This window comes from Streptomyces sp. SL06, from assembly GCF_058244745.1.
This window is the reverse complement of the sequence record NZ_JBSYOT010000002.1, coordinates 5,933,117-5,956,590: the sequence shown is the minus strand read 5'-3', so window position 1 is coordinate 5,956,590 and position 23,474 is coordinate 5,933,117. Positions and strand designations below refer to the sequence as shown.

The window sequence follows — 23,474 nt, the reverse complement described above, 5'->3', positions numbered from 1 at the left end:
ATATCCGCGGTCACGGATCCAGGTCGTCCCCCGAGCGCTCCTCGAAGACCCGCACGGCCTTGGCGGTCACCGGTCCGGGTGCGCCCGGCAGCTCGCGGTCGTCGACGCGGTGCACGGCCTGCACGTCCCGCAGCGTGGAGGTCAGGAAGACCTCGTCGGCGCGCTCCAGGACGTCCAGCGGGAGGTCGGTCTCGCCGGCCCCGGTCCACTCGACGGCGAGCGCGCGGGTGATCCCGGCGAGGCAGCCGGAGGCGACCGGCGGGGTGTGGATCTCGCCGTCGAGGACGACGAAGACGTTCGACCCGGTGCCCTCGCACAGCTGCCCCACCGTGTTGGCGAACAGCGCCTCCGAGGCGCCCCGGTCGTGGGCGCGGGCGAGGGCGACGACGTTCTCGGCGTAGGAGGTGGTCTTCAGGCCGGTGAGCGCGCCGCGCTCGTTGCGGGTCCAGGGCACCGTGATCACGGCCGTGGAGTCGGGGCGGCGGTCGGTCTCGCCGAGGGCGACGACGAGGGTCGGGCCGTGCTCGCCGCGGTCGGAGCCGAGGGGGCCGCGGCCGCCGGTGTAGGTGATGCGCAGCCGGCCGAGCGGCATCGGGTCGGCCTCCAGGACGGCGGCGCAGGCGCGGCGGACCTCGTCGAGGTCGGGGTCGGGCAGGCCCAGGCCGCGGGCCGAGCGGGTCAGCCGGTCCAGGTGCCGGGTCAGCGCGAACGTCCTGCCGTTCACCGCCTTCACCGTCTCGAAGATGCCGTCGCCCACGGTCAGGCCGTGGTCGAGAACGGAGACACGGGCGGACTCGAGGTCCTGCAGCCCGCCGTCGAGCCAGATCTTCACGTCGGTAGCGCCTCTCCAGTTCCGTTCACCTCGTACACCCCCGACGCTACCGCGAGCAGCCGGGACGCCTTCAGCTCGGTCTCCCGCCACTCCCCCTCCGGGTCGGACCCCCAGGTGATGCCGGCACCGGTGCCGAAGCGCAGCAGCCCCTCGGTCCGGTCGAGCCAGAAGGTGCGGATGCCGACGGCCAGCTCGCCGGTGCCGCGGTCGGCGTCGACCCAGCCGACGCCCCCGCAGTACGGGCCCCGGGGCGCGGTCTCCAGTGCGTCGATGATCCGCAGGGCGCTGTGCTTGGGCGCGCCGGTGACGGATCCGGGCGGGAAGGCCGCGGCGAGCAGCTCCGGCCAGCCGGCGTCGGCGCGCAGCTCGCCGCGCACGGTGGACACCAGGTGGACGAGGCCCGGGTGCTTCTCGACGGCGCACAGGTCGGGCACCGTGACGCTGCCGGCGGCGCAGACCCTCCCGATGTCGTTGCGGACCAGGTCGACGATCATCACGTTCTCGGCGTGGTCCTTCTCCAGCAGGTCGGCCTCGGTGCGGCCGGTGCCCTTGATCGGCCCGGACTCGACGACGCGGCCGGCGCGGCGCAGGAACAGCTCGGGGGACGCGGTGGCGATCTCGACGCCGTGGCCGGGGAGCCGGATCGTTCCGGCGTACGGCGCCGGGTTGCCGCGGGCCAGCAGGGCGGTGAGGGCGTCCACGTCGGCGCCGGGGGCGACCGGTGCCGAGAGCACCCGGCAGAGGTTGGCCTGGTAGACCTCGCCGGCCGCGATGTGCTCGCGTATGCGCCGCACCGCCGCCGTGTACGCGGCGTGGTCGAGGCTGGACGTCCAGTCCTCGGCGGCCGGTCCCCGCCAGCGGCCCGGCCTGGGCGCCGGTACCGGCTCGGTGCGGATGTCCGCGAAGCGTGCGCAGGTCAGACCGCCCTCGAAGTCCGCGCAGACGGCCCAGAAACCCTCGGATTCCAGGGCGGCGGGATCGCTCGTGACGTCCAGGAGACGGGTGGCGAGCCGGTCGCCGAAGCGGGCGAGGGGAGGCGGGGCGGGCACGTGGCCGAGTCTAGGCCGGTGTCCCCGAGCCGACCCGAACGTGTCCCTCCGGGGGTCTTGACCAGGTGCGCGAGCAAGCACACCGCAGCACGCTGCACAAACGCGTTTTTGTACTGGCTGCGGAATCCGCTAGAGTTCATCACGTCGCCGGGTCGCGCAAGCGGGCCGTACCGGCAGGCGGACGTAGCTCAGTTGGTAGAGCGCAACCTTGCCATGGTTGAGGTCGCGAGTTCGAACCTCGTCGTCCGCTCGCAGGAACAGGGGGCCTCCCGGGTCTTCTGGACTCCTGGTGGAGTGGCCGAGAGGCGAGGCAACGGCCTGCAAAGCCGTCTACACGGGTTCAAATCCCGTCTCCACCTCCAAGGACGATTAGCTCAGCGGGAGAGCGCTTCCCTGACACGGAAGAGGTCACTGGTTCAATCCCAGTATCGTCCACTGATCCGCAAGGATCACCGATCCGTATGGATCCCCGCGCGATTAGCTCAGCGGGAGAGCGCTTCCCTGACACGGAAGAGGTCACTGGTTCAATCCCAGTATCGCGCACGCCGCACCGTCCCGGACGATTAGCTCAGCGGGAGAGCGCTTCCCTGACACGGAAGAGGTCACTGGTTCAATCCCAGTATCGTCCACACCACCGAAGCCCCCCGGCCGTCTCCACGGCCGGGGGGCTTCGTCGTCTGCCCGGTCAGCTGGAGAAGAGCATGCGTCCGAAGCCCTTCTGACGGCGGTGGTGACCGTAGTGCCCGTGACCGCCGTGCGGGACGCCCCAGGCCGGAGCCGGGGCGGCCGGCGGGGGCGGCGGGGCGGGCTGGGACCACTGGGCCTCCAGACGGGTCAGCGACTCCAGCTCGCCGTAGTCGAGGAAGATGCCGCGGCAGCCGCTGCACTGCTCGATCTGAACGCCGTTGCGGTTGTAGGTGTGCATCGGTGCGTGACACTTGGGGCACTGCATGCTCGGCTCAACTCCTCGCCGGTCGGTCCTGCTTCGCGTATCGCCGGGACAGACTCTGTCCGGCCGCGGGGCGGTTGCACTCTACTTCGCGGAACTTCGGCTCAACTGCCTGGGCCGGAAGGGTGGATGGCGGCCATGCGCGCGCAGGCGTCGACCACCGACCGGTCCAGCTCGTCCAGGGGCCGGCCCGCCGCGACGGCCTTGGTGACGGTCCGGGCGGCGGTCTGCGCGGTGAGGGCGCGGGCCGGAACGTCCAGGGCGGGCCAGGGGTCGCCGGCGCAGGGGACGGCCGGGCCGCCGCGGGCGCGGTAGGCGGTCAGGAAGCGGTGCCACTCCTCGGGCGCGAGGAGTCCGCAGGCGTACCAGGACGCCGGGCGGGCCAGGTCCCAGGCCTGGACGCCGGTGCCGAGGTCGTCGACGTCTATCAGCAGCCAGGGGCCCTCGGGGACCGGGTGGCGTACGAGCTGGCCGAGGTGGACGTCGCCGTGGCAGAGGCCGGTCGGGCCGGGCATGGGGGCCTCGCCGCGGGCCCAGTCGGGCAGGGCGGCCCAGGCCCGCAGTACGGGGGCGGTGGCGGGGTGGTGCGGGGCGGTGGCCCGGAGGCGGGCGACGGCCTCGGCGGCCTTCGCCGGCCCGCGCATGGCGGGCAGGGCCGCGGGCACCGGTGTGCGGTGGAGGCGGGCGAGGAGGGTGGCCGCCGCCTCCCAGGGCGCGGCGTCCGGTTCCCGCGGGTCCACGGGGGTGCCGTACGGCCAGTAGGTGACGAGCCGCCCGTGCAGCGGGACGGGCGTCGGGCGGAGCGGGGCCAGGAGGATGCCGGGGAGCCGGTCGGCGAGGGCGACGCGGAGGGCCAGCTCGGCGGGGTCGCAGTCCGCCGCGTGGGCCTTGGCGACCGTGCCGGAGTGCCGGACGACGGTGGCGTCGGGGCGGTCGGCGAGGGTGGCCGCGGCGCAGGGGCAGGCCGGGGTGCGGGCGTGGGCCGTTTCCCTGACGCGGGCCTCTAGGGCGGGGAGGAGGGCGTCCGTTGTCACGTCGGTGAGAGTACGCAGGCCCCGCCGGCGGCGTGCCGTGGCACCGGGGGCAAGAGCAATGCCGGCGCAGCTCCCCAGCTGCGCCGGCATTTTGCCGTCCGCCGCACCCCCGTCCCCACGGGGTTTCATGGATGGATGTCCCCGCCCGGACCGCTCTTCCGGGCCTGGGGTCGCCGCTCAGCGCCCCAGCACCACACCCACGGACGACGCCTGTGTGGCCACTGTCTCCCACCCGTCGAAGACGAGGAGGAGCAGGACCGCCAGGGGCAGGGCCATGAGGGTCGCGACCGCGGGGTGGCAACGTCCCCGACGGCGGTTCTCCCGTGTGCGGAGCAGCGTCCGCGGTGCCGTCCGGGCCATGGTCCCTCTCCTGACCGATTCCGTTGTCCTTGCCTGCGGCGGGCGTCCGACCTCGGGGGACGAGTGCCGTACCCGCTGCTTGACCTCAAATCTATGGGTCCGGCACCCGGTGGACGTCATGCCCTCGTACCGATTGCCGGGCCTCCCGGAGGATGAGCCACGACCCGGGGTGTACTCCCCTGGGTGGAGACCGTGCCCCGGCGCTCGGGGTCTTCCCGGAGGGGGCGTCCGCCGTGCCCCGGTATCTCCGGGGTGTCCGGTGACATCACTCACTTCGAGCGCCCCCCGCGCACCCCTGTCTCCCCCGGTGCACCGCCCCGCCCGCCGGCACGCCGTCGCCGCGGGGCGGCTCCCCGGTGGCCCGCGCCGTCTCCGCCCGGTCGCTCTCCCCCGTCCCAATCGCCGTCGTCCGGCAGGCGGTTGGGATCACCGGCGGTCCGTGACCGGTCCGTTCACACGTTCCCTGACCGCCCCTCAACTGTCCGGTGCGGCACCGACAATCCGTCGTCCCGGGAGGGCGCGGCCTCTGCGCGCGGGCGGCCGTGGAAACGTAAGCTGTGGCTCGTCACAGGGACCGGGCAGCGGGGATGAACATGGCGATGATGCGCCTGAGGCGCGAGGACCCGCGCGTCGTCGGCTCGTTCAGGCTTCACAGGCGGCTCGGCGCGGGTGGGATGGGCGTGGTCTACCTGGGCTCCGACAAGAAGGGGCAGCGGGTCGCGCTGAAGGTCATCCGGCCGGACCTGGCCGAGGACCAGGAGTTCCGGTCCCGGTTCGCGCGCGAGGTGTCGGCGGCCCGGCGCATCCGCGGCGGCTGCACCGCGCGGCTGGTCGCCGCGGACCTGGACGCCGACCGCCCCTGGTTCGCCACGCAGTACGTGCCCGGACCCTCCCTGCACGACAAGGTCGCCGACGGCGGCCCGCTCGGGGCGGCGGACGTCGCCTCCGTGGGCGCCGCCCTGTCCGAGGGACTGGTCGCCGTGCACGAGGCCGGGGTGGTGCACCGGGATCTGAAGCCGTCCAACATCCTGCTGTCCCCGAAGGGGCCGCGGATCATCGACTTCGGCATCGCCTGGGCCACGGGCGCCTCCACGCTCACCCACGTCGGCACGGCGGTCGGATCCCCCGGGTTCCTCGCGCCGGAGCAGGTGCGCGGGGCCGCGGTCACACCGGCGACGGACGTGTTCTCGCTCGGTGCCACGCTGGCGTACGCGTCGATGGGCGACTCGCCCTTCGGACACGGCAGTTCCGAGGTGATGCTCTACCGGGTGGTGCACGAGGAGGCCCAGTTGCACGGGGTCCCCGACGCCCTGGCCCCGCTGGTGCGGGCGTGCCTGGCCAAGGACCCCGAGGAGCGGCCCAGCACCCTGCAACTGTCGCTGCGGCTCAAGGAGATCGCCGCCCGTGAGGCCCAGGGCCTGGCCGACGTACGGCCGCCCGCGCCGCGCGGCGGAGAGGCGGACCAGGCCACGGGCCGGCTCGCCGACACCTACCCGGAGCGCGCCCAGCGGCGTCCGCAGGGCCGGTCCGCCCCCCAGGGCACGCCGGCGCCGCGCGGCACGTCGGGGTCCCGGGGGTCGTCGTCGCGCGGTGCCGCCCCGTCGCGCGGGGGTGCGCCCTCGCGCGGGGGCTCGCGCAACGGCGGTACGGGCGCACGGTCCGGGTCCCGGCCCACGCCCGCCCTCCGCGAGGGCACCGGCCGCAACACCTCCCGCAACGACAGCGGCGGCCGCCCCGCACCGCGCAGTGGCTCGGGCCGGCCGCCCCCGAGGACCACGGGGACCGGCTGGCGGCGGCCCGCCAATCCGAGGCTGCTGCGACAGCGCCTGTTCGTGTTCGTGGTGGTGACGCTGCTGGTCGCCCTGGGCATCGCCGCCGCACAGGGCTGCCAGGGCCCGTCCCGCGGCCTCGGCGACGACCACCGGGGCGGCGTGCGGGCGCAGCAGGAGCAGACGGAGGCACGGGGCGGGGCTCCGGGTCCGGGCCAGTGGGTGGATGGGCCGCGGGCGTAGGGCCGTGGGTCGCCGGCCGTCGTGGGCATGCGCGGCAGGCGGTCGGGGCGTGCGGGTCGGCGGCAGGTGGTTGGGCCGTGGAACCGGACCGCCGGGTGCCGGGTGCCGGGCCGAGGATGTCGGACCGCGAGCGGTGCCAGGCCGTGGAGGCGAGCCGGGGGTTCGGGGGCCGTCCCGGTGCGCGGCCCGGGTGGCGGGGCCGGGGGTGTTGGACCGGGTGCCGCCAGGCCGTGGGGCTGGGCCAGGTGCTCGGGTACCCGTCCGAGCCCAGTCCCGGACGACGGAGCAGGCCTGCCATGTCGGACCGCGCACCCACAAACCGAACAGGCCAGCCAGGTGTTCGAGCGCCATTCCGCTCCCCAGCCCGAGTGGCAGAGCTGGGGAAGCCGGACCGGGAGCCGCCAGACCGTAGGGGCAAGCCGGGCGCTCTCAGGCACCCGTGCGAGCCCCGGCCGGACGACGGGCCCGGCCACGGATGTCGGACCGTGCGCCGCCAAACCGTACGGACGGGCCAGGTGTTCGAGGGCCGGCCCGGGGAGGGCTATGTCGTGGGGCGGCCCGCCGTTGTCGCGTAGAAGGTGACCGCTGCCGCCGCGCCGACGTTCAGGGAGTCGACGCCGTGGGACATGGGGATGCGGACCCACTCGTCGGATGCCGCGAGGGCGCGCCGGGACAGGCCGTCGCCCTCGGCGCCCAGCATCAGGGCCACCCGGTCCATGCGGTGCGGGGCGACCTCGTCCAGGGGCTTGGCGCGTTCGTCGGGGGTGAGGGCGAGGAGGGAGAAGCCCGCTTCGCGCACCGTCTCCAGTCCGGCCGGCCAGGTGTCGAGGCGGGCGTAGGGCACGGAGAAGACCGCGCCCATGGAAACCTTCACGCTGCGCCGGTACAGGGGGTCCGCGCAGTCCGGGGAGAGCAGGACCGCGTCCATGCCGAGGGCCGCGGCGGAACGGAAGATCGCACCCATGTTGGTGTGGTCGTTGACCGACTCCATGACGACGACGCGGCGGGCGGTCCGCAGCGGCTCGGCCGCCGTGGGCAGCGGCTTGCGCCGCATCGAGGCCAGCGCGCCGCGGTGCACGTGGTAGCCGGTGACGCGTTCGGCGAGCGCCGGGTCGACGACGTACACCGGGGCGGGGGCCTCGTCGATGATGTCGCGCATGGTGTCGACCCACTTGGCGGACAGCAGCATCGAGCGCATCCCGTAGCCCGCCTCGCCGGCCCGTCGGATGACCTTCTCGCCCTCGGCGATGAACAGGCCTTCGGCGGGTTCGCGTCTGCGGCGCAGCTCGACGTCGGTCAGGCCGGTGTAGTCGTGCAGGCGCGGGTCGTCCGGGTTCTCGACGGTGATGAGGTCGCCCATGTCACACCGTCCCGTGCGGGCCGACGGCGACGACCTCGCCGATGACGATGACGGCCGGCGGCCTGACCTCCTGCGCGACGACCGCCTCGGCGACCGTGGCGAGGGTGGCGTCCACCCGGCGCTGGGCGGCCGTCGTGCCCTCCTGGACCAGGGCGACCGGGGTGTCGGGGGACCTGCCGTGCGCGACGAGGGTCTCGGCGATCCGGCCGATCTTGTCGACGCCCATCAGGACCACCAGCGTGCCGGTGAGCCGGGCAAGGGACGGCCAGTCGACAAGGGAGCGTTCGTCGTCGGGGGCGACATGCCCGCTGACCACGGTGAACTCATGGGCGACGCCCCGATGGGTGACCGGGATGCCGGCCGCGCCCGGGACCGAGACGGCGCTGGAGATGCCGGGCACGACGGTGCACGGGATGCCCGCCTCGGCCAGCGCCCGCGCCTCCTCCATGCCCCGGCCGAAGACGAACGGGTCGCCGCCCTTCAGCCGTACGACCGACTTGCCCTGCCTGGCGTGTTCGATCAGCGCGTTGTTGATGGCCTCCTGGGCCATGAAACGGCCGTACGGGATCTTCGCCGCGTCGATGACCTCGACGTGCGGCGGCAGTTCGGCGAGCAGGTCGCGCGGGCCGAGCCGGTCGGCGATGACGACATCGGCCTCGGCGAGCAGGCGGCGGCCTCGGACGGTGATCAGGTCCGGGTCGCCGGGGCCGCCGCCGACCAGGGCGACTCCGCTGCTGCGGGTGCGGTGGTGCGGGGCGACGAGGGTCCCGTCGCGCAGCCCCTCCACGACCGCGTCGCGGATGGCGGCGGTGTGGCGGGGGTCGCGGCCGCGCGCCTCGGTGGTGAGCACGGCGACGGTGACGCCCTCGCTGTGGCCGGTCGCGGGGGTCCAGGCCGTGGCCCGGTCGGCGTCGTCGGAGCGCACGCACCACACGCGGTGCCGCTCGGCCTCGGCGGAGGCCGCGGTGTTGGCCCCGGAGTCGCTGGTGGCGATCAGGGCGTACCAGGCCTGCGCGAGGTCGCCCTCCGCATAGGGGCGCTTCTCCCAGGCGATCTCCCCCGCGTCCGCCATGGCCTCGACCGAGGGCGTCGCCTCGGGGGAGACGAGGCGGATGTCCGCGCCGGCCGCGATGAGGGCGGGCAGACGGCGCTGGGCGACCTGACCGCCGCCGAGGACGACCACGCGCCGGCCGGCGAGACGCAGGCCTACGGGGTAGGCGGGATGTTCGGCCATGAGGGTGGGCTCTCCTGGTCCTGGCGGTGCGGGGGGCGCTGCGGTTCTGGAGCGGCCCTGACATGCGGATACGCGGGGATTACGTGCGGATTCTAGGAGATGGGCCCAGGCGGCACGAGGTCGGTACGGCGTACGGCGGGGCAGGAGCGACGCGGTGTCGCTCCCGCCCCGCCGCCGGGGCTACTTCTCGGTGACGCCGGCCGAGTCGAACGTCGCCACCTCGTGCATCGCGCGCGCGGTGCTCTGCACCATCGGCAGCGCGAGCAGCGCGCCGGTGCCCTCGCCGAGCCGGAGGTCGAGGTCGACCAGCGGGCGCAGGCCCAGCTTGTTGAGCGCGGCGACGTGGCCGGGCTCGGCGCTGCGGTGGCCGGCGATGCAGGCCGCGAGGACCTCGGGGGCGATGGCCCGTGCCACCAGGGCGGCGGCGCCGGCGCTGACGCCGTCCAGGATCACCGGCGTGCGCAGGGAGGCGCCGCCGAGCAGCAGGCCGACCATGGCCGCGTGCTCGAAGCCGCCGACCGCGGCGAGGACGCCGATCGGGTCGGCCGGGTCGGGCTGGTGCACCTCGATGGCACGGCGCACGACCTCGGTCTTGCGGACCAGGGTCTCGTCGTTGATGCCGGTGCCCCTGCCGGTGACCTCGGCCGGGTCGGCGCCGGTGAACACGGAGATGAGCGCGGCGGACGCGGTGGTGTTCGCGATGCCCATCTCGCCGGTGAGCAGCGCCTTGTTGCCCGCCGCCACCAGGTCGCGGGCGGTCTCGATGCCGACCTCGATGGCCTGCTTGGCCTCCTCGCGGGTCATCGCGGGGCCGGTGGTCATGTCGGAGGTGCCCGCGCGGACCTTGCGGGGCAGCAGGCCGGGCGTGGCGGGCAGGTCGGTGGCGACCCCGACGTCCACGACGCAGACCTCGGCGCCGACCTGGGTGGCGAAGGCGTTGCAGACGGCGCCCCCGCCGAGGAAGTTGGCCACCATCTGGGCGGTGACCTCCTGCGGCCAGGGGGTGACGCCCTGGGCGTGCACACCGTGGTCGCCGGCGAAGACCGCGACGGCGGCGGGCTCCGGGATGGGCGGCGGGCACTGCCGGGAGAGTCCGGACAGCTGGGCGGAGATGATCTCCAGCATGCCGAGCGCGCCGGCCGGCTTGGTCATGCGCTTCTGCCGCTCCCATGCCTCGCCGAGCGCCTTGGCGTCCAGCGGGCGGATCTGCGCGACGGTCTCGGCCAGCAGGTCGTGCGGCGCCTCGCCGGGCAGGGCGCGACGGCCGTACGTCTCCTCGTGCACGACCCAGGACAGCGGGCGGCGCTTGGACCAGCCGGCCTGCATCAGCTCGGGCTCGTCCGGGAACTCGTCGACGTATCCGACGCACAGGTAGGCGACGACGTCCAGGTGTTCGGGCAGGCCGAGGGCGCGGACCATCTCGCGCTCGTCGAAGAAGCTGACCCAGCCGACGCCGAGGCCCTCGGCGCGGGCGGCGAGCCAGAGGTTCTCGACGGCGAGCGCGGAGGAGTACGGCGCCATCTGGGGCTGGGTGTGCCGGCCCAGGGTGTGCCGTCCGCCGCGGGTCGGGTCGGCGGTGACGACGATGTTGACCGGGGTGTCGAGAATGGCCTCGATCTTCAGTTCCTTGAACTGCTTGGCCCGGCCCTTGGGGAGCGACTTCGCGTACGCGTCGCGCTGACGCATCGCCAGTTCGTGCATGGCGCGGCGGGTGTCGGCGGAGCGGATGACGACGAAGTCCCAGGGCTGCGAGTGGCCGACGGAGGGCGCGGTGTGCGCGGCCTCCAGGACCCGGAGCAGCACCTCGTGCGGGATGGGGTCGCTGCGGAAGCCGTTGCGGATGTCACGGCGTTCGCGCATGACCTTCAGGACGGCCTCGCGTTCGGCTTCGTCGTAGGCGGGGGCCGCCGGGCCGGTGGGCCGCGGTGCCTGTGCGACCGCGGCCGTGCCCGTGCCCGTGTCGTGCGGGTCTTCCTGATGGGCGGCGTGGGTCCCGCCGGCCGTGTGGTCGTCCTGGTCGGCGGCGCGGGTGTCCAGGTCGTCGGCGTTCTGGGCGAGTTCGGGGTCGGCGCCGCGCGGGGCGGGGACCGCCGTGCCGGCGGCCTCCGGCGGGAGGAGGACGGACTCGGGCGGTGTCGGGGCGAGGTGCGGGGCGGTGGGCACCTGAGCGCCGTCGACCGGTACGAAGCTGCCCACGGACGGGAGTTGGGGGCCGGCGGCGGCCGGGTCGGTCTGCACGGGCTCGGGCAGGTGGTCGGCCACGGCCACTTCCTGCGGTACGTCGGTGTCCATGAGGGACTGCGGGCCCTGGGCGGGCTGCGGGGCGTCCGGGAACGCGGCGTGTCCGGCGACGGGCTGGACTTCGGCGGCCGGCCGCGGAGCGACACCCTGCGGGTCGGCGTGCGCGGCCGGCTGGAGGGCGGGGGCCGGCGGGGCGGGCTCGGCGTCCCACTGGGGTGCGGCCGTCTGCGGGGCCTGTGCCGCCGGCCGCGGTACGGCGGTCTGCGCGGCGGGCTCGGCATCCGGCTCGGGTGCGGTCGCCCCCGCGGCGGAGTGGGCGTCCGGCTGCGATGCCACGGCCCGCGGGGCGGAGTGGGCGTCCGGCCGAGGGTGCGCCAACGGCTGGGACGGTGCGGGCTCGTCCGGTACCGGTACGGGCTGCCCGGCGGCTGCCGGTGCCTCGGGGAACGACTCGGGGCCGGCGGCCTCGGGGGTCGCCGCGTCGGGGCCGACCGCCTCCGGGGCAGCGGGAGCCGCCGCCTCGGGTGCCTGGCCGATCGCGGGCACGTCCGGTACCGGGGCGTCCTGCGGCGCGGGGGCCTCGGCCGGGTCCGTCGCCTGGACGGGCTCGGGCGTGGGCGCCCCGGCGGCTCCGGTCGCCCGGAGTTCTTCCGGTGCTTCCGGTGCTTGCTGTCCCTCCGGGCCGGGCTGCGCCGGGACTTCGTCGGCCGGCGGTACCGGCTCGGCCGCGGGCTCCGGGGTCACCGCCCCGGAGTTCGCCGTGGCTTCCCCGGCGGTCGCGGCACCGACGACCGCGCCGGACACGGCGGCCTGCGCCGCGTCGGGCTCGGTGCCGAGGGCCGAGTGAGGCACGGCGACCTGTTCCTCGCCGGCCTCCGGCGCGGACACGGTACCGGCGGCCTGCTCGGCGCCGGCCTCCGCCGCGGGAGCGGTGCCGACGGCCGGAGCGGGCAAGGAACCGACGACAGACTCGGGCTCCGCGGCCTGCTCCGCGCCGGCCTCCGGGGCGGGCGCCTGCTGGGCGTCCTGCGCCTCGTCCCGGACCTCGTCCTGCCCCGGCTCGACGGCGGCCGGTGTCCCGGGACCCGGGACGGGCCCGGCATTCGGTACGGCGTCGGCGCCGCCCGTCGCGTCCTCGGCGACGGCGTCCGCGGCCGGAATCCCGGCCTCGCCCGGTTCCTCGGCCACCCCGCCCGTCGCCGCCACGGCCTCCGTCGCCACGCGGGTCACAAGGGCCTGGGCGGCGCCCACGGGTTCGGGGCTCTCCGCCGGAACCGGAACAACCGTTTCCGCATGCCCCGCCCCGGCGCCCGACTCGGCCTGCGGGGCGTGCGGTGCTGCCTGAACCACCCGGGGCGTCGCGCCCTGCGGCGGCGCCGCGGCGGTCTGCGGGACGTCGAGGTACTCCGGACCGGTGGTCGGCGGGCCGACCTGGCGCACCGGTACGTCGGCGGGGCCGCGGTCGGCGAGGGAGCGGACCGGGCTCGCGGAGGTGTCGGGGATGGGCGGACCGAGGTGCAGGGGCCTGCGCGGCGCGACCGGGGCCGCCACGGGCTCCGGCGCGGGGTCGGGCAGCCGGACGCCGCCGAGGTCGACCGAACCGCTGTCGCGGCCCGACATCTCGTGCGGACCCGGCTGATGCACGGTCTCCACGACCGGCTCGGGCGCGGGCGGCGCGACCTCGTTGCCCCAGGCACTCTGGGCTCCCGGCAGCAACAACAGGTCCTCGTCCTCGGCTGTGGTCTCGGAGAGGTAGGTGTACGCGCCGGGTGCGGGGACTCCCGGCTGCTCCACCATGCCTGCGTTCTCCGGCAGCCCCTCGCCCGGGATCTGGCCGGTGTCGGTCATGCGTAACCCCTCGCCCATCGGTTAGTGCTTCTACGACCAGCTCACCCGGGACGGCGCACCGACCGCCCGTAGTGAAGAACGAGCGTGCGTGCCCAGCGGCACGAACGACCCGCGGGAAAAGACGACAAAGCCATTGAGTGGCATTGTCGCGGTCGTTCCCCCGTCACGACAGCTCGATCCGCGACGGCCCGCTGTGGACTGCGCCACGTTGCGCGCCCCCCGGTACTGCCGTACCACACCCGTCCCATATCGGGCGGGTTTTTATGGACATTGACCGACGAACCGCCGGTTGTCCGAGTGCGGTACAACAATCCGCCAGCTTACCTCGCGCGATATGACAACCCGATCACGGGGCGCGCTCGGGAAGTACCCCGCTGAGCAGGAACGCCACGCTCCGCTCCGTCTCCGTCCAGGCGCGGGTGTCGAGTCCCACGGACTGCAGAAGGGCGCACTCGACCCGGTAGCCGTGCTCCGTCAGGTTCCTGCCGACGAGTTCGGCCCCGTCGCGGGTCGCGGCGTGCGCGACGATGCGCTCGGGCCGTCGGTCGGCGACCGCGGAGACCACCTCCGCTCCCCCGCCGCCGACGCGGACGACGTCCGGTTCCGGCAGGTCCTCCAGGATGTGCGGGGCGGTGCCGCGCACGGTCTGGAGCTGGACGCCGAACTGCCGTGCGGTGGCCTCGGTGCGGGCGCAGGCGTCCGGGTCGCGGTCGACCGCGATGACGGCGGCGCCGGCGCGGGCGGCCTCGGTGGCCAGGGCGCCGCTGCCGCAGCCGATGTCCCACACGAGGTCGCCGAGGCGCGGTCCGAGACGGGCGAGTTGGGCGGTGCGGAGCAGGCCGGTCTCGCCCTCGCCCAGCTCACCGCCGTACGCCTCGGCGGGCAGCGCCCAGCCGCGCGGTCCGGTGGCGGGGTCGCGGCCGGCGATCCAGCCGGCGCCGTCGGGCACGGTGCCGTGGCCGACGCTCCCGCCGGCCACGATGACGACGTTCGGGTCGCGCCAGGTGTGGTCGGCGGCCTTGTCGGAGGTGACGACGGTGACCCGTTCGCGTGCGGTGCCCAGTTCCTCGCAGATGACGAAGGTGCGGTGCACGCCCTCCATCAGCAGGCCCAGTTCGGCGGGGCCGGCCCCTGGTGAGGTGAGTACCGCGACCTTGGTACGGGCCCGGCACACGTTCACCGCGCGGCGCAGGGTGCGGGGGTGGGCGACGACCACGTCGGCGTCGTCCCAGGGCATGCCGGCGCGGGCGAAGGCGGCGGCCACGGAGGAGACCGCGGGGACGACCTCCACCTCCAGGCCGAACTCGGGGTCCCGCAGGGTGCGTACGACCCCGAAGAAGCCGGGGTCGCCGTCGGCCAGGACGACCGTCGTGCCGCGGTGGGCGGCGATGCGGCGGGCGACGAGGGCGACGCTGCCGAGCCGGATGCGTTCGGCGGTGGACGGTACCTCGGGAAGTGCCAGGTGGTGGGGGGCGCCTGCCACCAGTGTGGCGGCGCCCAGCGCGGAGCGCGCCGCCGCGGTCAGCGGCGAGCCGTCCCAGCCGATCACCGTGACCCGGTCGGCCATCGTCGTAAGTCTCCAGGGTTTTCGCAGGTCGTGGTCGCGGAAGCGTGCGCGGGCGCGTCCTGTGAGGCTACCCGGTGCGGGCCTCGGCGCGGGGCGCCGGCGTCATCGGCCCCCGGATGTCAGTTCCAGTCGGTGAAGGTGGTGAAACCGCCGTTGTCGGTCAGTTGACCGGCCGCGCCCTCCAGGTCCTCCGGCAGCAGGCTCCACACGATGAAGTCGGTGCGTACGTCCGTCCAGACGCCGTCCTCGGTGCGCACGCGCGCTATACAGGCGTTGCGCAGGACGCCCTCGCTGATACAGCCGATCTTCTGGGCGACCTGCTGGGAGGCGGTGTTGTCGGCCGCGGTGCGCAGCTCGACGCGTTCGAACTTCTGGTCGCCGAAGAGCCATTGGGCGGTGGCGAGCGCGGCCTCGCAGGCGTATCCCTCTCCCCGGGCCCAGGGGGCGATGATGTACGAGAGTTCGGTGGACCGTACGTGCCAGTTGGTCTTGGTCAGCTGGATGACGCCGACCAGCCGCTGGGTGAGGAACTCGGTGACGGCGAGGTCGATGCCGTGGCCGGAGGTGCGCTCGGCGGGGGCGTACTCGCCGATCCAGGTACCGGCGTTCTCCTCGGTGAAGGGCTGCGGGACATGGGTCCAGGCGGCGATCTGCTCGTCGTTCATCATCGCGGCCAGCGCGGGCACGTCGTCCTCGTCGAGGGGGCGCAGCACCAACCGCTCCGTGCTGATGGAGATGTTGGGGAAGGTGCTCGTCATGCGCCGCTCCGTAACCTGGGTAACCGTCAGGGCCTGCTCGAACTGCCCAGCATGCAGCATGAAAGCACTCAACCACACAACCGGGTCCGCCCCGTAAGCACGGAGCGGACCCGGTGGGTGACGCGGAGTTGGCCTCTGCGGAGACTCAGAACGAGGGCAGGACGGCGCCGTCGTACTTGTCCTCGATGAACTTCTTCACCTCGGGCGAGTTGAGGAGCTTGGCGAGCTTCTTCACGCGCGGGTCGTCCTCCTGGCCCTCCTTGACGGCGAGAAGGTTGCTGTTCGGGTTGTTCTCGGCGCTCTCCAGGACGAGGGCGTCCTGAGCCGGCTTCAGGTCGGCCTCAAGGGCGTAGTTGCCGTTGACGACGGCCGCGTCCACGTCGTCGAGGGAGCGCGGGGTCTGGGCCGCCTCCAGCTCCTTGAACTTGAGGTTCTTCGGGTTCTCGGTGATGTCCGAGGGGGTCGCCGTGGTGCCGACGCCGTCCTTGAGGGTGATGATCCCGTTGGCCGCGAGCAGTTGCAGGGCGCGGCCCTCGTTGACGGTGTCGTTGGGGACGGCGACGGTCGCACCGCTCTTCAGGTCGTCGGACTTCTTCACCTTGTGGGAGTAGAGGCCCAGCGGCTCCAGGTGCACGTCGACGACGGACACTATGTGGGTGCCGTTCTTCTTGTTGAAGTCGTCGAGGTACGGCTGGGTCTGGAAGTAGTTGGCGCCCACGGAGCCGTCCTCCGTCGCCGTGTTCGGCGTGACGTAGTCGGTGAACTCCTTGACCTGGAGGTCGAGGTCCGCGTCCTTCGCCAGGTTGTCCCTGACGTAGTTCAGGATCTCGGCGTGCGGGGTGGGGCTCGCGGCGACGATCAGCGGGCCGGAGGTGTCGGAGGCGGAGTCCTTGTCCGAGCCGCAGGCGGAGAGTCCGAGGGTGAGGGCTCCGGCGGCGAGGACGGCAGTGGTGATCTTGGCGGTGTTACGCACGAAAAGTGCCTTTCCTGATGAGGTGGTGCGACCCCGCTTCGGGTGGTGCGGGGAGTCCTGGAGGGTGCGGGCAGTCCTGGGCGGGTCCTACGCGCCTGGGCGGGTCCTACGCGACCTTGCTGATGCCGGCCGCGGCGGGCTCCTTGGCCCTGAGCAGCCGGAGCCGGGGCGCGGCGCCCCCGCGTCCGCCGCGGCGGTGCAGGGTGCGGGCCGCGTAGTCGCCGGCGAACTGGATGATCGAGATGGCGACGGCGAGGAGCGCGACGGTGATCCACATCAGGCCGGTCTCGAAGCGCTGGTAGCCGTAGCGCACGGCGAGGTCGCCGAGTCCGCCGCCGCCGACGGTGCCCGCCATGGCCGAGTAGCCGATGAGGGCGATGACCGTGGTCGTGGTGGAGGCGATCAGGGACGGGAGCGCCTCGGGGACCAGGACCTTGCGGACGATGGTCCAGGTGCTGCCGCCCATGGACTGGACGGCCTCGACGAGCCCCGCGTCGACCTCGCGCACGGCGGTCTCGACCAGCCGCGCGAAGAAGGGGATGCCGCCGATGGCAAGGGGCACGATGGCGGCCTCGCTGCCGATGGTGGTACCGGTGACCCAGCGGGTGAAGCTCATCAGCGCGACCATGAGGATGATGAACGGCATCGAGCGGCCTATGTTCACGACCTGGCCGACGACCTTGTTGACCAGGACGTTCTGCAGCAGGCCGCCCCAGTCGGACAGGACGAGGAGCACACCGAGCGGTAGTCCGGCCACCACGGCGATCACGGTGGACCAGCCGACCATGATCAGGGTTTCCCAGGAGGCCTGCTCCAGGAGTGGCCGCATCTCGGACCAGGTCACTTGGCACCTTCCTTGACCAGCGGGGACCGGTCCTCGTTCACCACGTCGATGTGCAGGCCCTGTTCGCGCAGGAAGCCGACGGGCACGACGTTGTCCTCGTAGCGGCCCGGCAGTTCGATGCGCATCCGGCCGACCTGGAGGCCGCCGACGGTGTCGATGGCGGCGCCCAGGATCGAGATGTCGATGTTGTAGGTGCGCGACAGCCGGGAGATGACGGGCCGGGTGGCGGCCTCGCCCTGGAAGGTGATGTCGATGACGGTGCGGTCGTCCGCCGACGCGTCACCGCCGACCGGGAAGAGCGCTGCGGCCAGCTCGGATCCCGGGGTGGCCAGCAGCTCGCCGACGGTGCCGGACTCGACGATGCGGCCCTGGTCCATGAGGGCGGCCGAGTCGCAGACGGTCTTGACGACGTCCATCTCGTGGGTGATGAGCAGGACGGTGAGCCCGAGCTGCCGGTTCAGGTCGCGCAGCAGATGGAGGATGGAGCGGGTGGTCTCCGGGTCGAGGGCGCTGGTGGCCTCGTCGGAGAGCAGGACCTTGGGGTCGCCGGCCAGGGCGCGGGCGATGCCGACGCGCTGCTTCTGGCCGCCGGAGAGCTGGGCGGGGTAGGCCTTGGCCTTGTCGGAGAGACCGACGAGGTCGAGCAGTTCGAGGGCCTTGCGGGAGCGCTCCTTGCCGGACCTGCCGAGGATCTCCAGCGGGAGTTCGACGTTGTCCTGCACAGTGCGGGTGGAGAGCAGGTTGAAGTGCTGGAAGACCATGCCGATGCGGCTGCGTGCCCGCCGCAGCTCCCGGCCGGCGCGGGGGCCGCGGCCGGCCAGCGCGGTGAGGTCCTGGCCGGCGACGGTGACCGTGCCGGAGGTGGGACGCTCCAGGAGGTTGACGCAGCGGATGAGCGAGGACTTCCCGGCGCCGGACTGGCCGATGACGCCGTACACCTCGCCCTCGCGGACATGCAGGTCGACGCCGTCCAGGGCGGTGACCTCGCGGCCGCGTGAGCGATAGACCTTCGTGAGGCCCGATGTGGTGATCACGTGGGTTTCCGTCACTGTCGAGTGCGCGGCGCGGTGGTGTGCGCCGGGCACGGGGGCGTTGTTCTTCGGGGTCCTGTGGTCCTTTGGAACGCGGCACGGTTCTCGCGGTGGCGATGCGCGGCGGCGGTGGGAACCGGGGAGAATCGTGTGCGCGGGGCGTGACTCCGCCGGGCGTGCGACGCGTCGGCGGACTGAGCGGGCGCTCGCTTCGGGGCGCGAGGCTCAGGTGGTGCAGGGGCCCTCTAGGAGGCGCACATTCGACACATACAACGAGCACCGGGCGTCGTCGTCGCCTCGGTCGCAAGGGTGCGTTCGCTCGTCGTGCTCATGCGGTCAGTAAAGCAGAAGTACGGTCCTGACCGGAGACGGCTGTCCATATGCTGGACGGTGGTGGACGGCTGCCGTGCGCGAGGGCCCTCCGGTCAGCCCCGGACGGAGATCTCGATCCCCCCGTCGGTGGCCCGTGCGGACAGGGCCGACAGGTCGGTGACCACCAGATCGGCGTCGAGTTCGTCGGCCCGGTGGGTTGTGGCCAACGCCACGGTGGTCATGCCGGCGGCGCGGCCCGACTGGAGTCCGGCGGGGGCGTCCTCGAAGACGACGCAGGCGGCCGGGTCGACGCCCAGGGCGCGGGCGCCCAGCAGGTAGGGCTCGGGGTCGGGCTTGCCGCGCGTGATGTCGTCGGCGGCGACGAGGGTCTTGGGGAGGATGCCGACGGCGCCGAGCCGGGCCTCGGCCAGCCGCCGGGTCGCGGAGGTGACGACGGCCCAGCGGCCGGCGGGCAGCGGTTCGAGGAACTCCCAGGTGCCGGGCAGCAGGTGCACGCCCCCGGCCGGTACGTCCTCGACCTCCAACTGCTCGATCCGTGCGACGGCCCGGGGCACCACGTCCGCGGGCAGCAGGTCGGCGGCTATCTCCGCGGCCGGCCGCCCGTGCAGCTCGACCCGGGCGAACTCCTCGGCCGTGATCCCGTACTCACCGGCCCACCGCGTCCAGCAGCGGCGCACGGAGTCGAGGGAGGAGACGAGGGTTCCGTCGTTGTCGAACAGCAGGGCTTGTGCGTGGATCCTCATGCCCTCGACCCTACGGCGCCCCCGGCCCCGCCGGTCGGGGCCGGGGGCGGCGAGGCTTTTGGGGCGTAATAGGGTCGCTGCCATGCTTGACGTTCCTGACGCTGGTGACCGGCGTCGCCGCGCTGCTGCTCGCCGCCTGGTGCGGCTGGGCCGCGTACCGTGACCAGCCGACGAAGGACTGGCACTTCATCGCCATGGCGGTGGTCTCGGTGCTGGCGCTGGTCCAACTGGTGGTCGGGGTCGTGCAGCTGGCGCGGGGCGAGAAGCCGGAGCAGGGCACGGTCATTTTCGTGGCGTATCTGCTGGGCGCCTTCGCGTGTGTGCCGGCGGCGGGGTTCATGTCGCTGGCCGAGCGCACCCGCTGGGGCTCGGTGACGGTGGCCGCAGGCGGGATCGTCCTCGCCGTCCTGGAGGTGCGGCTCTATGACATCTGGGGAGGCTGAGATGGTGGTCGCGCAGGAGAAGCCGGCCCGCAAGCGGCTGATCGGCGGGCCGGGGATCCTGCTGGTGTGGCTGTACGGCGTGATGGTCGTCGGCGCCGTGTCGCGGTCCGCGTACCAGATCGCGACCGAGTTCGACCGGGCGCCGCTCCCCTACACGCTGTCGGCCGTCGCCGGCGTCGTCTACGGCTTCATCACCTACACCCTGGTGCGCGGTGGCGAGACGGCCCGCAGGGCGGCGCTGGTGTGCTGCGCCGCCGAGCTGGTGGGCGTCCTGACGGTCGGCACCTGGACGCTGGTGGAGCCGTCCGCCTTCCCCGACGCGACCGTGTGGTCGGACTACGGAATGGGCTATCTCTTCATTCCGGTGCTGCTGCCGCTTTCGGCCCTGTACTGGCTGCGCCGGGCGCGCACCGCGTAGCGGCCCGCGCGGCCCGGCGTGCGCTCAGGCCGTGGCCGCGTAGTCCCCGGCCGGCTTCTCCAGGACGATCATGGGTACGCCGTCCGCGCCCTGCGCGGTCCCGACCGTCTCGTAGCCGACCCGCCGGTACAGCCGCAGATTGCTCTCGCTGCGGTGCCCGGTGTGGAGCCGGAAGCGCTTGGCGCCCCGCTGGTCCGCGAGGGCCGACTCGGCGGCCCGCAGCAGCCGGGCGCCGATGCCGTGCCCCTGGAGCCGGGGATGGACGCACAGCTTGCCGATGGAGGCGGCGCCGTCCTCGGTCACCCGCCCGCGCACCGAGCCGACGACCTCCTCGCCGAGCCGTGCCACGTAGACGCAGTCGGCGACGACCTCCTCGCGCACGGAGTCGAGGGGCTGGACGAGCGGGTCGATGCGGTAGTTGCCGTACAGGGCCGCCTCGCTCTGGAAGCAGAGGTACTGCAGCCGGAAGATCTGTTCGGCGTCCTGCTCGGTCGCCGCCGAGATGGTCACGCTCATGCCCATGTGCGCATGCCTCCCGCTCACCTGATCAGCTATGGTCCCCCACTCCTATCCCCGTCCTCAGCGGGCCGCAACCTCCGGCGTCAGCAATCGGCGCAGACATCCCAGACATCGGGAACGTTCCGGGCCAAGACTGCCCTGTGAGATACCCAACTCCCCGGCGATTTCCCGGTATGTGAGGTCCCTCGGCGACAGCAGGGCCTCCAGCAGCCGGGGGCAGCGGCCGGGCAGCCGGCGCACCGCGTCGCGCAGGGCGCGGTGCCGTGCCGCGGTGAGCGCGAGCTGCTCGGGTTCGTGCTCGGCGGCTCCGGCGGGTTCGCCCTCGTACGGCCGTTCGTCGCGCCGCGTACGGCGGGTGCGGCGGGCCTCGGAGCGGACCGCGCCGCGCAGCCAGCGGTGCGGGTCGGCAGGCGGGCCGTCGGTCTCCAGGCGCTCCAGGAGGCGCAGCCAGACCGCCTGTTCGAGGTCGCCGGGTTCGACTCCGGACGCATGTGCCTCGGCCGACGCTTCGGCGCTGAGCAGGGGGCGCAGGGAGTCGAGCAGGTCGTGCGTCACATGCGGGGCGACGCGGCCGCCCGGACGGCTGGTTGCCCGGACGGCCGAAGGTCACCCCAACCGGGGGCGGTCGCTCAGTTGTTGACGAAGTCCTCGCGGGCCAGCACGCCCGTGTCCGGGTTGTCGGTGAAGACGCCGTCGATGCCGGTGGCGAAGTACGTCCTGAACGCGCCGAAGGCGTCGCCGTAGGCGTCGGGGCCGCTGCCCTTGGCGAAGTCCGCGGGCAGGAAGGGGTTCTCGTTGCGCATGGTGTAGGGGTGCAGGATCAGGCCCGCGCGGTGCGCGTCGCGGACGAGTGTCGTCGGCTCGGTGAGCCGGCCGGCCGGGTCCCGGGGGATGATCAGGTCCAGGGTCGGGCCGATGCCCTGCGCGTAGGAGGCGATCTCCTTCAGGCCCTTCGGTGTGATGAGGTCGGCCGTGGTGCGCGGGTCGCCGGCCTCGACGAAGTCCCAGGGGCGGGTGTCGGCGTCGGACAGCAGGACGGCGAGGGGGTTGCCGACGAGCCCGCTCATCCGCCGGACACTGGTGGGCTCGAAGGACTGGATGATGACGGGCGAGTCCTTCTTGTCCTTGCCGTACTTGCGCAGCAGCCGCGCGAGGCGCTCCTCGGTGCCGAGGCCCAGCTTGCGGAAGTGGGCGGGGTGCTTGAGTTCGGGGTAGATCCAGACCTGCCTGCCGCGCCTGCGGGTCTGCTCGTTCTGCCAGCGCAGCACCTCCTCGAAGGTGGGGATCTCCCAGCGGCCGTCGTAGAGGGTGTTGTGCGGCCGGTTGGCCGGGATGCGTTCGGTCGCCCTGAGCGTCTTCAGCTCGGCGAGCGTGAAGTCCTCGGTGAACCAGCCGGTGGTGGAGACGCCGTCGAGGAGCTTGGTGCGCTTGCGGTCGGCGAACTCGGGGTGGTCGGCGACGTCGGTGGTGCCGCCGATCTCCGGCTCGTGCCGGCAGACGAGGTGGCCGTCCCGGGTCGGGACCAGATCGCCGGCCTCGACGATGTCGGCGCCCATGTCGAGGGCCAGCTCGTAGGAGCCGAAGGTGTGCTCGGGGCGGTAGCCGCTGGCGCCGCGGTGGCCGATGACGGTCGGCACGGGCAGGCTCTTGACGCCGCCGCCGTGTCCGCCGCCGTGCCGGGCGTCGGCGGCTCTCGCCGTGCCGGACAGGCCGAGCACGGCCCCACCCGCGCCGAGCACCGCCGCACCGAGAAGCGCCCGCCGTCCGGTTGCGCCGCCCGTCCGCTCGTCCGACTCCTGCGTTCCCATGGTGCCCTCCTGCCGTTGACCGTCAGTGCGGGCCGATCGTAGGGGCGCGTACATGACGAACGGGAGACCGCGACCGGAACACGCGGGTGCGTGGGAATGTCGCGTGCGCGTGTTGTCGGGAAGGGGGGAAATCGGTGGGCAGGTATGAAGGGGCCGACGGGGACCAGGGAGCCGGATGTCTGACGTGGCGTCGGCTTGGCGGGGGCGGGGCGGGGTACCCGGTCAGTGGCCGCGGTCGCCGGGGCGGCGCCGGCTCCCGCGCGCGTGACCTGCCTCGCGTTCCCGTGGCCGTTACGGCCGTGCAACACCCCCGCACCACAGGTGAACACGCGTCAACAGTGCGTAAGACCCAGGTGACCCGACGTGCGCAACCCCCTGGATCGCGAGTAATGTCCTCACCTGCACAGACTCATACCGCATCCCCGACACCGGAGGACCCGTTGTCCCGCTTCGCGTTCATCAAGGCAGTGCTCGGCCCGATCATGCGCCTGATGTTCCGCCCACGGGTGGAGGGCGTGGAGAACATCCCCGGCGACGGTCCGGTGATCCTGGCCGGCAACCACCTGACCTTCATCGACTCGGTGATCATGCCCCTGAACTGCGACCGGCAGGTCTTCTTCATCGGCAAGGACGAGTACGTCACCGGCAAGGGCTTCAAGGGCCGGCTGATGGCCTGGTTCTTCACCGGCGTCGGCATGATCCCGGTCGACCGGGACGGCGGCCGGGGCGGGGTCGCGGCGCTGATGACCGGCCGCCGCGTGCTGGAGGAGGGCAAGGTCTTCGGCATCTACCCGGAGGGCACCCGCTCCCCCGACGGCCGCCTCTACCGGGGCCGTACCGGCATCGCGCGCCTCACCCTGATGACCGGCGCCCCCGTCGTCCCGTTCGCCGTGATCGGCACCGACAAGCTCCAGCCGGGCGGCACGGGTCTGCCCCGGCCGGGCAAGGTCACCGTCCGCTTCGGCGAGGCGATGGAGTTCTCCCGCTACGAGGGCATGGACCGCGACCGCTATGTCCTGCGGGCCGTGACCGACTCCGTGATGACCGAGGTCATGCGGCTGTCCGGCCAGGAGTACGTGGACATGTACGCGAGCAAGGCCAAGGCGGCCTGAGAGCGG

The 23,474-nt window shown here is 73.4% G+C and carries 20 protein-coding genes, 5 tRNA genes and 1 pseudogene; 9 read left to right on the top strand and 17 right to left on the bottom strand.

Annotated features, from left to right (window positions below; all coding sequences use genetic code 11):
* Positions 1–10 precede the first annotated feature (10 nt).
* Both AC4IHM_RS27345 and AC4IHM_RS27340 read right to left on the bottom strand, forming a co-directional pair.
* A complete protein-coding gene (locus tag AC4IHM_RS27345) occupies positions 11–832 on the bottom strand; it encodes an aminotransferase class IV (RefSeq protein WP_490869637.1) in 822 nt (273 codons plus the stop codon).
* A complete protein-coding gene (locus tag AC4IHM_RS27340; protein ID WP_490869636.1) occupies positions 829–1,881 on the bottom strand; it encodes a chorismate-binding protein in 1,053 nt (350 codons plus the stop codon). The genes AC4IHM_RS27345 and AC4IHM_RS27340 overlap by 4 nt, the downstream gene beginning before the upstream one ends.
* A 177-nt stretch (positions 1,882–2,058) precedes the next feature.
* On the opposite strand from AC4IHM_RS27340, the gene AC4IHM_RS27335 reads away from it, so the two are divergent.
* The 5 genes from AC4IHM_RS27335 to AC4IHM_RS27315 all read left to right on the top strand — a co-directional run bounded on the left by AC4IHM_RS27335 (position 2,059) and on the right by AC4IHM_RS27315 (position 2,510).
* A tRNA-Gly gene (locus tag AC4IHM_RS27335) sits at positions 2,059–2,131 on the top strand.
* Between the two features lie 38 nt (positions 2,132–2,169).
* A tRNA-Cys gene (locus tag AC4IHM_RS27330) sits at positions 2,170–2,243 on the top strand.
* 1 nt (position 2,244) lies between these two features.
* Positions 2,245–2,316 (top strand) — tRNA-Val (locus AC4IHM_RS27325).
* A 36-nt stretch (positions 2,317–2,352) separates the two neighbouring features.
* Positions 2,353–2,424, top strand: a tRNA-Val gene (locus AC4IHM_RS27320).
* Between the two features lie 14 nt (positions 2,425–2,438).
* A tRNA-Val gene (locus tag AC4IHM_RS27315) sits at positions 2,439–2,510 on the top strand.
* A gap of 56 nt (positions 2,511–2,566) precedes the next feature.
* On the opposite strand, the gene AC4IHM_RS27310 is transcribed toward AC4IHM_RS27315, so the two are convergent.
* From AC4IHM_RS27310 to AC4IHM_RS27300, 3 genes are all read right to left on the bottom strand, one after another.
* Positions 2,567–2,833, bottom strand: coding sequence for a TFIIB-type zinc ribbon-containing protein (locus tag AC4IHM_RS27310; protein ID WP_490869635.1), 267 nt, complete (start codon positions 2,831–2,833; stop codon positions 2,567–2,569).
* 101 nt (positions 2,834–2,934) lie between these two features.
* A complete protein-coding gene (locus AC4IHM_RS27305) occupies positions 2,935–3,864 on the bottom strand; it encodes a phosphotransferase (RefSeq protein WP_490869634.1) in 930 nt (309 codons plus the stop codon).
* Between the two features lie 177 nt (positions 3,865–4,041).
* A complete protein-coding gene (locus AC4IHM_RS27300) occupies positions 4,042–4,224 on the bottom strand; it encodes a hypothetical protein (protein WP_490869633.1) in 183 nt (60 codons plus the stop codon).
* Positions 4,225–4,811: 587 nt separating this feature from the next.
* Here AC4IHM_RS27300 and AC4IHM_RS27295 point away from each other — a divergent pair.
* Positions 4,812–6,236 carry a serine/threonine-protein kinase gene (locus AC4IHM_RS27295; protein WP_490870955.1) on the top strand — a complete coding sequence of 475 codons (1,425 nt, stop codon included), beginning with the start codon at positions 4,812–4,814 and terminating at the stop codon, positions 6,234–6,236.
* 541 nt (positions 6,237–6,777) lie between these two features.
* Here the strand turns inward: AC4IHM_RS27295 and AC4IHM_RS27290 are convergent.
* The 9 genes from AC4IHM_RS27290 to AC4IHM_RS27250 form a co-directional block, all read right to left on the bottom strand.
* Positions 6,778–7,596, bottom strand: coding sequence for a TrmH family RNA methyltransferase (locus AC4IHM_RS27290; RefSeq protein WP_490869632.1), 819 nt, complete (start codon positions 7,594–7,596; stop codon positions 6,778–6,780).
* Between the two features lies 1 nt (position 7,597).
* Positions 7,598–8,830: a uroporphyrinogen-III C-methyltransferase gene (cobA, locus tag AC4IHM_RS27285; protein ID WP_490869631.1), complete on the bottom strand. Its 1,233-nt coding sequence runs from the start codon at positions 8,828–8,830 to the stop codon at positions 7,598–7,600.
* Between the two features lie 180 nt (positions 8,831–9,010).
* Complete coding sequence (gene cobT, locus AC4IHM_RS27280) at positions 9,011–12,919, bottom strand: nicotinate-nucleotide--dimethylbenzimidazole phosphoribosyltransferase (protein ID WP_490869630.1); 3,909 nt, start codon at positions 12,917–12,919, stop codon at positions 9,011–9,013.
* A 346-nt stretch (positions 12,920–13,265) separates the two neighbouring features.
* On the bottom strand, positions 13,266–14,486 hold the full coding sequence (cbiE, locus tag AC4IHM_RS27275) for a precorrin-6y C5,15-methyltransferase (decarboxylating) subunit CbiE (protein ID WP_490869629.1): 1,221 nt from the start codon (positions 14,484–14,486) through the stop codon (positions 13,266–13,268).
* 119 nt (positions 14,487–14,605) lie between these two features.
* Complete coding sequence (locus AC4IHM_RS27270) at positions 14,606–15,244, bottom strand: GNAT family N-acetyltransferase (RefSeq protein ID WP_490869628.1); 639 nt, start codon at positions 15,242–15,244, stop codon at positions 14,606–14,608.
* A 145-nt stretch (positions 15,245–15,389) separates the two neighbouring features.
* Positions 15,390–16,217, bottom strand: a complete 828-nt coding sequence (locus tag AC4IHM_RS27265; protein ID WP_490869627.1) for a MetQ/NlpA family ABC transporter substrate-binding protein — start codon at positions 16,215–16,217, stop codon at positions 15,390–15,392.
* 106 nt (positions 16,218–16,323) lie between these two features.
* On the bottom strand, positions 16,324–17,061 hold the full coding sequence (locus AC4IHM_RS27260; RefSeq protein ID WP_490869626.1) for a methionine ABC transporter permease: 738 nt from the start codon (positions 17,059–17,061) through the stop codon (positions 16,324–16,326).
* Positions 17,058–18,095, bottom strand: a complete 1,038-nt coding sequence (locus AC4IHM_RS27255; RefSeq protein ID WP_490869625.1) for a methionine ABC transporter ATP-binding protein — start codon at positions 18,093–18,095, stop codon at positions 17,058–17,060. The genes AC4IHM_RS27260 and AC4IHM_RS27255 overlap by 4 nt, the downstream gene beginning before the upstream one ends.
* Positions 18,096–18,517: 422 nt before the next feature.
* Complete coding sequence (locus tag AC4IHM_RS27250; RefSeq protein ID WP_490869624.1) at positions 18,518–19,168, bottom strand: HAD family hydrolase; 651 nt, start codon at positions 19,166–19,168, stop codon at positions 18,518–18,520.
* A gap of 86 nt (positions 19,169–19,254) precedes the next feature.
* On the opposite strand from AC4IHM_RS27250, the gene AC4IHM_RS27245 reads away from it, so the two are divergent.
* Positions 19,255–19,611, top strand: a complete 357-nt coding sequence (locus tag AC4IHM_RS27245) for a hypothetical protein (protein ID WP_490869623.1) — start codon at positions 19,255–19,257, stop codon at positions 19,609–19,611.
* 1 nt (position 19,612) lies between these two features.
* Complete coding sequence (locus tag AC4IHM_RS27240) at positions 19,613–20,029, top strand: hypothetical protein (RefSeq protein ID WP_490869622.1); 417 nt, start codon at positions 19,613–19,615, stop codon at positions 20,027–20,029.
* A 24-nt stretch (positions 20,030–20,053) separates the two neighbouring features.
* Here the strand turns inward: AC4IHM_RS27240 and AC4IHM_RS27235 are convergent, their stop codons facing one another.
* From AC4IHM_RS27235 to AC4IHM_RS27225, 3 genes are all read right to left on the bottom strand, one after another.
* On the bottom strand, positions 20,054–20,551 hold the full coding sequence (locus AC4IHM_RS27235) for a GNAT family N-acetyltransferase (RefSeq protein WP_490870954.1): 498 nt from the start codon (positions 20,549–20,551) through the stop codon (positions 20,054–20,056).
* Between the two features lie 57 nt (positions 20,552–20,608).
* Positions 20,609–21,103 (bottom strand): RNA polymerase sigma factor, encoded by a 495-nt coding sequence (locus AC4IHM_RS27230; protein WP_490869621.1) that lies wholly within the window; start codon positions 21,101–21,103, stop codon positions 20,609–20,611.
* Between the two features lie 74 nt (positions 21,104–21,177).
* Positions 21,178–22,356, bottom strand: coding sequence for a glycerophosphodiester phosphodiesterase (locus AC4IHM_RS27225; RefSeq protein WP_490869620.1), 1,179 nt, complete (start codon positions 22,354–22,356; stop codon positions 21,178–21,180).
* Positions 22,357–22,735: 379 nt separating this feature from the next.
* Between AC4IHM_RS27225 and AC4IHM_RS27220 the strand changes: the two are divergent.
* Positions 22,736–23,468, top strand: a pseudogene (locus AC4IHM_RS27220) (lysophospholipid acyltransferase family protein).
* Positions 23,469–23,474 lie beyond the last annotated feature (6 nt).

What these genes read in the sequence shown, in the direction of transcription:
- AC4IHM_RS27310 (WP_490869635.1), bottom strand. Translation starts at nt 2,833, where the DNA reads ATGCAGTGCCCCAAGTGTCACGCACCGATGCACACCTACAACCGCAAC.
- AC4IHM_RS27300 (WP_490869633.1), bottom strand. Translation starts at nt 4,224, where the DNA reads ATGGCCCGGACGGCACCGCGGACGCTGCTCCGCACACGGGAGAACCGC.
- AC4IHM_RS27295 (WP_490870955.1), top strand. Translation starts at nt 4,812, where the DNA reads ATGAACATGGCGATGATGCGCCTGAGGCGCGAGGACCCGCGCGTCGTC.
- AC4IHM_RS27290 (WP_490869632.1), bottom strand. Translation starts at nt 7,596, where the DNA reads ATGGGCGACCTCATCACCGTCGAGAACCCGGACGACCCGCGCCTGCAC.
- cobA (WP_490869631.1), bottom strand. Translation starts at nt 8,830, where the DNA reads ATGGCCGAACATCCCGCCTACCCCGTAGGCCTGCGTCTCGCCGGCCGG.
- cobT (WP_490869630.1), bottom strand. Translation starts at nt 12,919, where the DNA reads ATGACCGACACCGGCCAGATCCCGGGCGAGGGGCTGCCGGAGAACGCA.
- cbiE (WP_490869629.1), bottom strand. Translation starts at nt 14,486, where the DNA reads ATGGCCGACCGGGTCACGGTGATCGGCTGGGACGGCTCGCCGCTGACC.
- AC4IHM_RS27270 (WP_490869628.1), bottom strand. Translation starts at nt 15,244, where the DNA reads ATGACGAGCACCTTCCCCAACATCTCCATCAGCACGGAGCGGTTGGTG.
- AC4IHM_RS27250 (WP_490869624.1), bottom strand. Translation starts at nt 19,168, where the DNA reads ATGAGGATCCACGCACAAGCCCTGCTGTTCGACAACGACGGAACCCTC.
- AC4IHM_RS27240 (WP_490869622.1), top strand. Translation starts at nt 19,613, where the DNA reads ATGGTGGTCGCGCAGGAGAAGCCGGCCCGCAAGCGGCTGATCGGCGGG.
- AC4IHM_RS27235 (WP_490870954.1), bottom strand. Translation starts at nt 20,551, where the DNA reads ATGGGCATGAGCGTGACCATCTCGGCGGCGACCGAGCAGGACGCCGAA.
- AC4IHM_RS27225 (WP_490869620.1), bottom strand. Translation starts at nt 22,356, where the DNA reads ATGGGAACGCAGGAGTCGGACGAGCGGACGGGCGGCGCAACCGGACGG.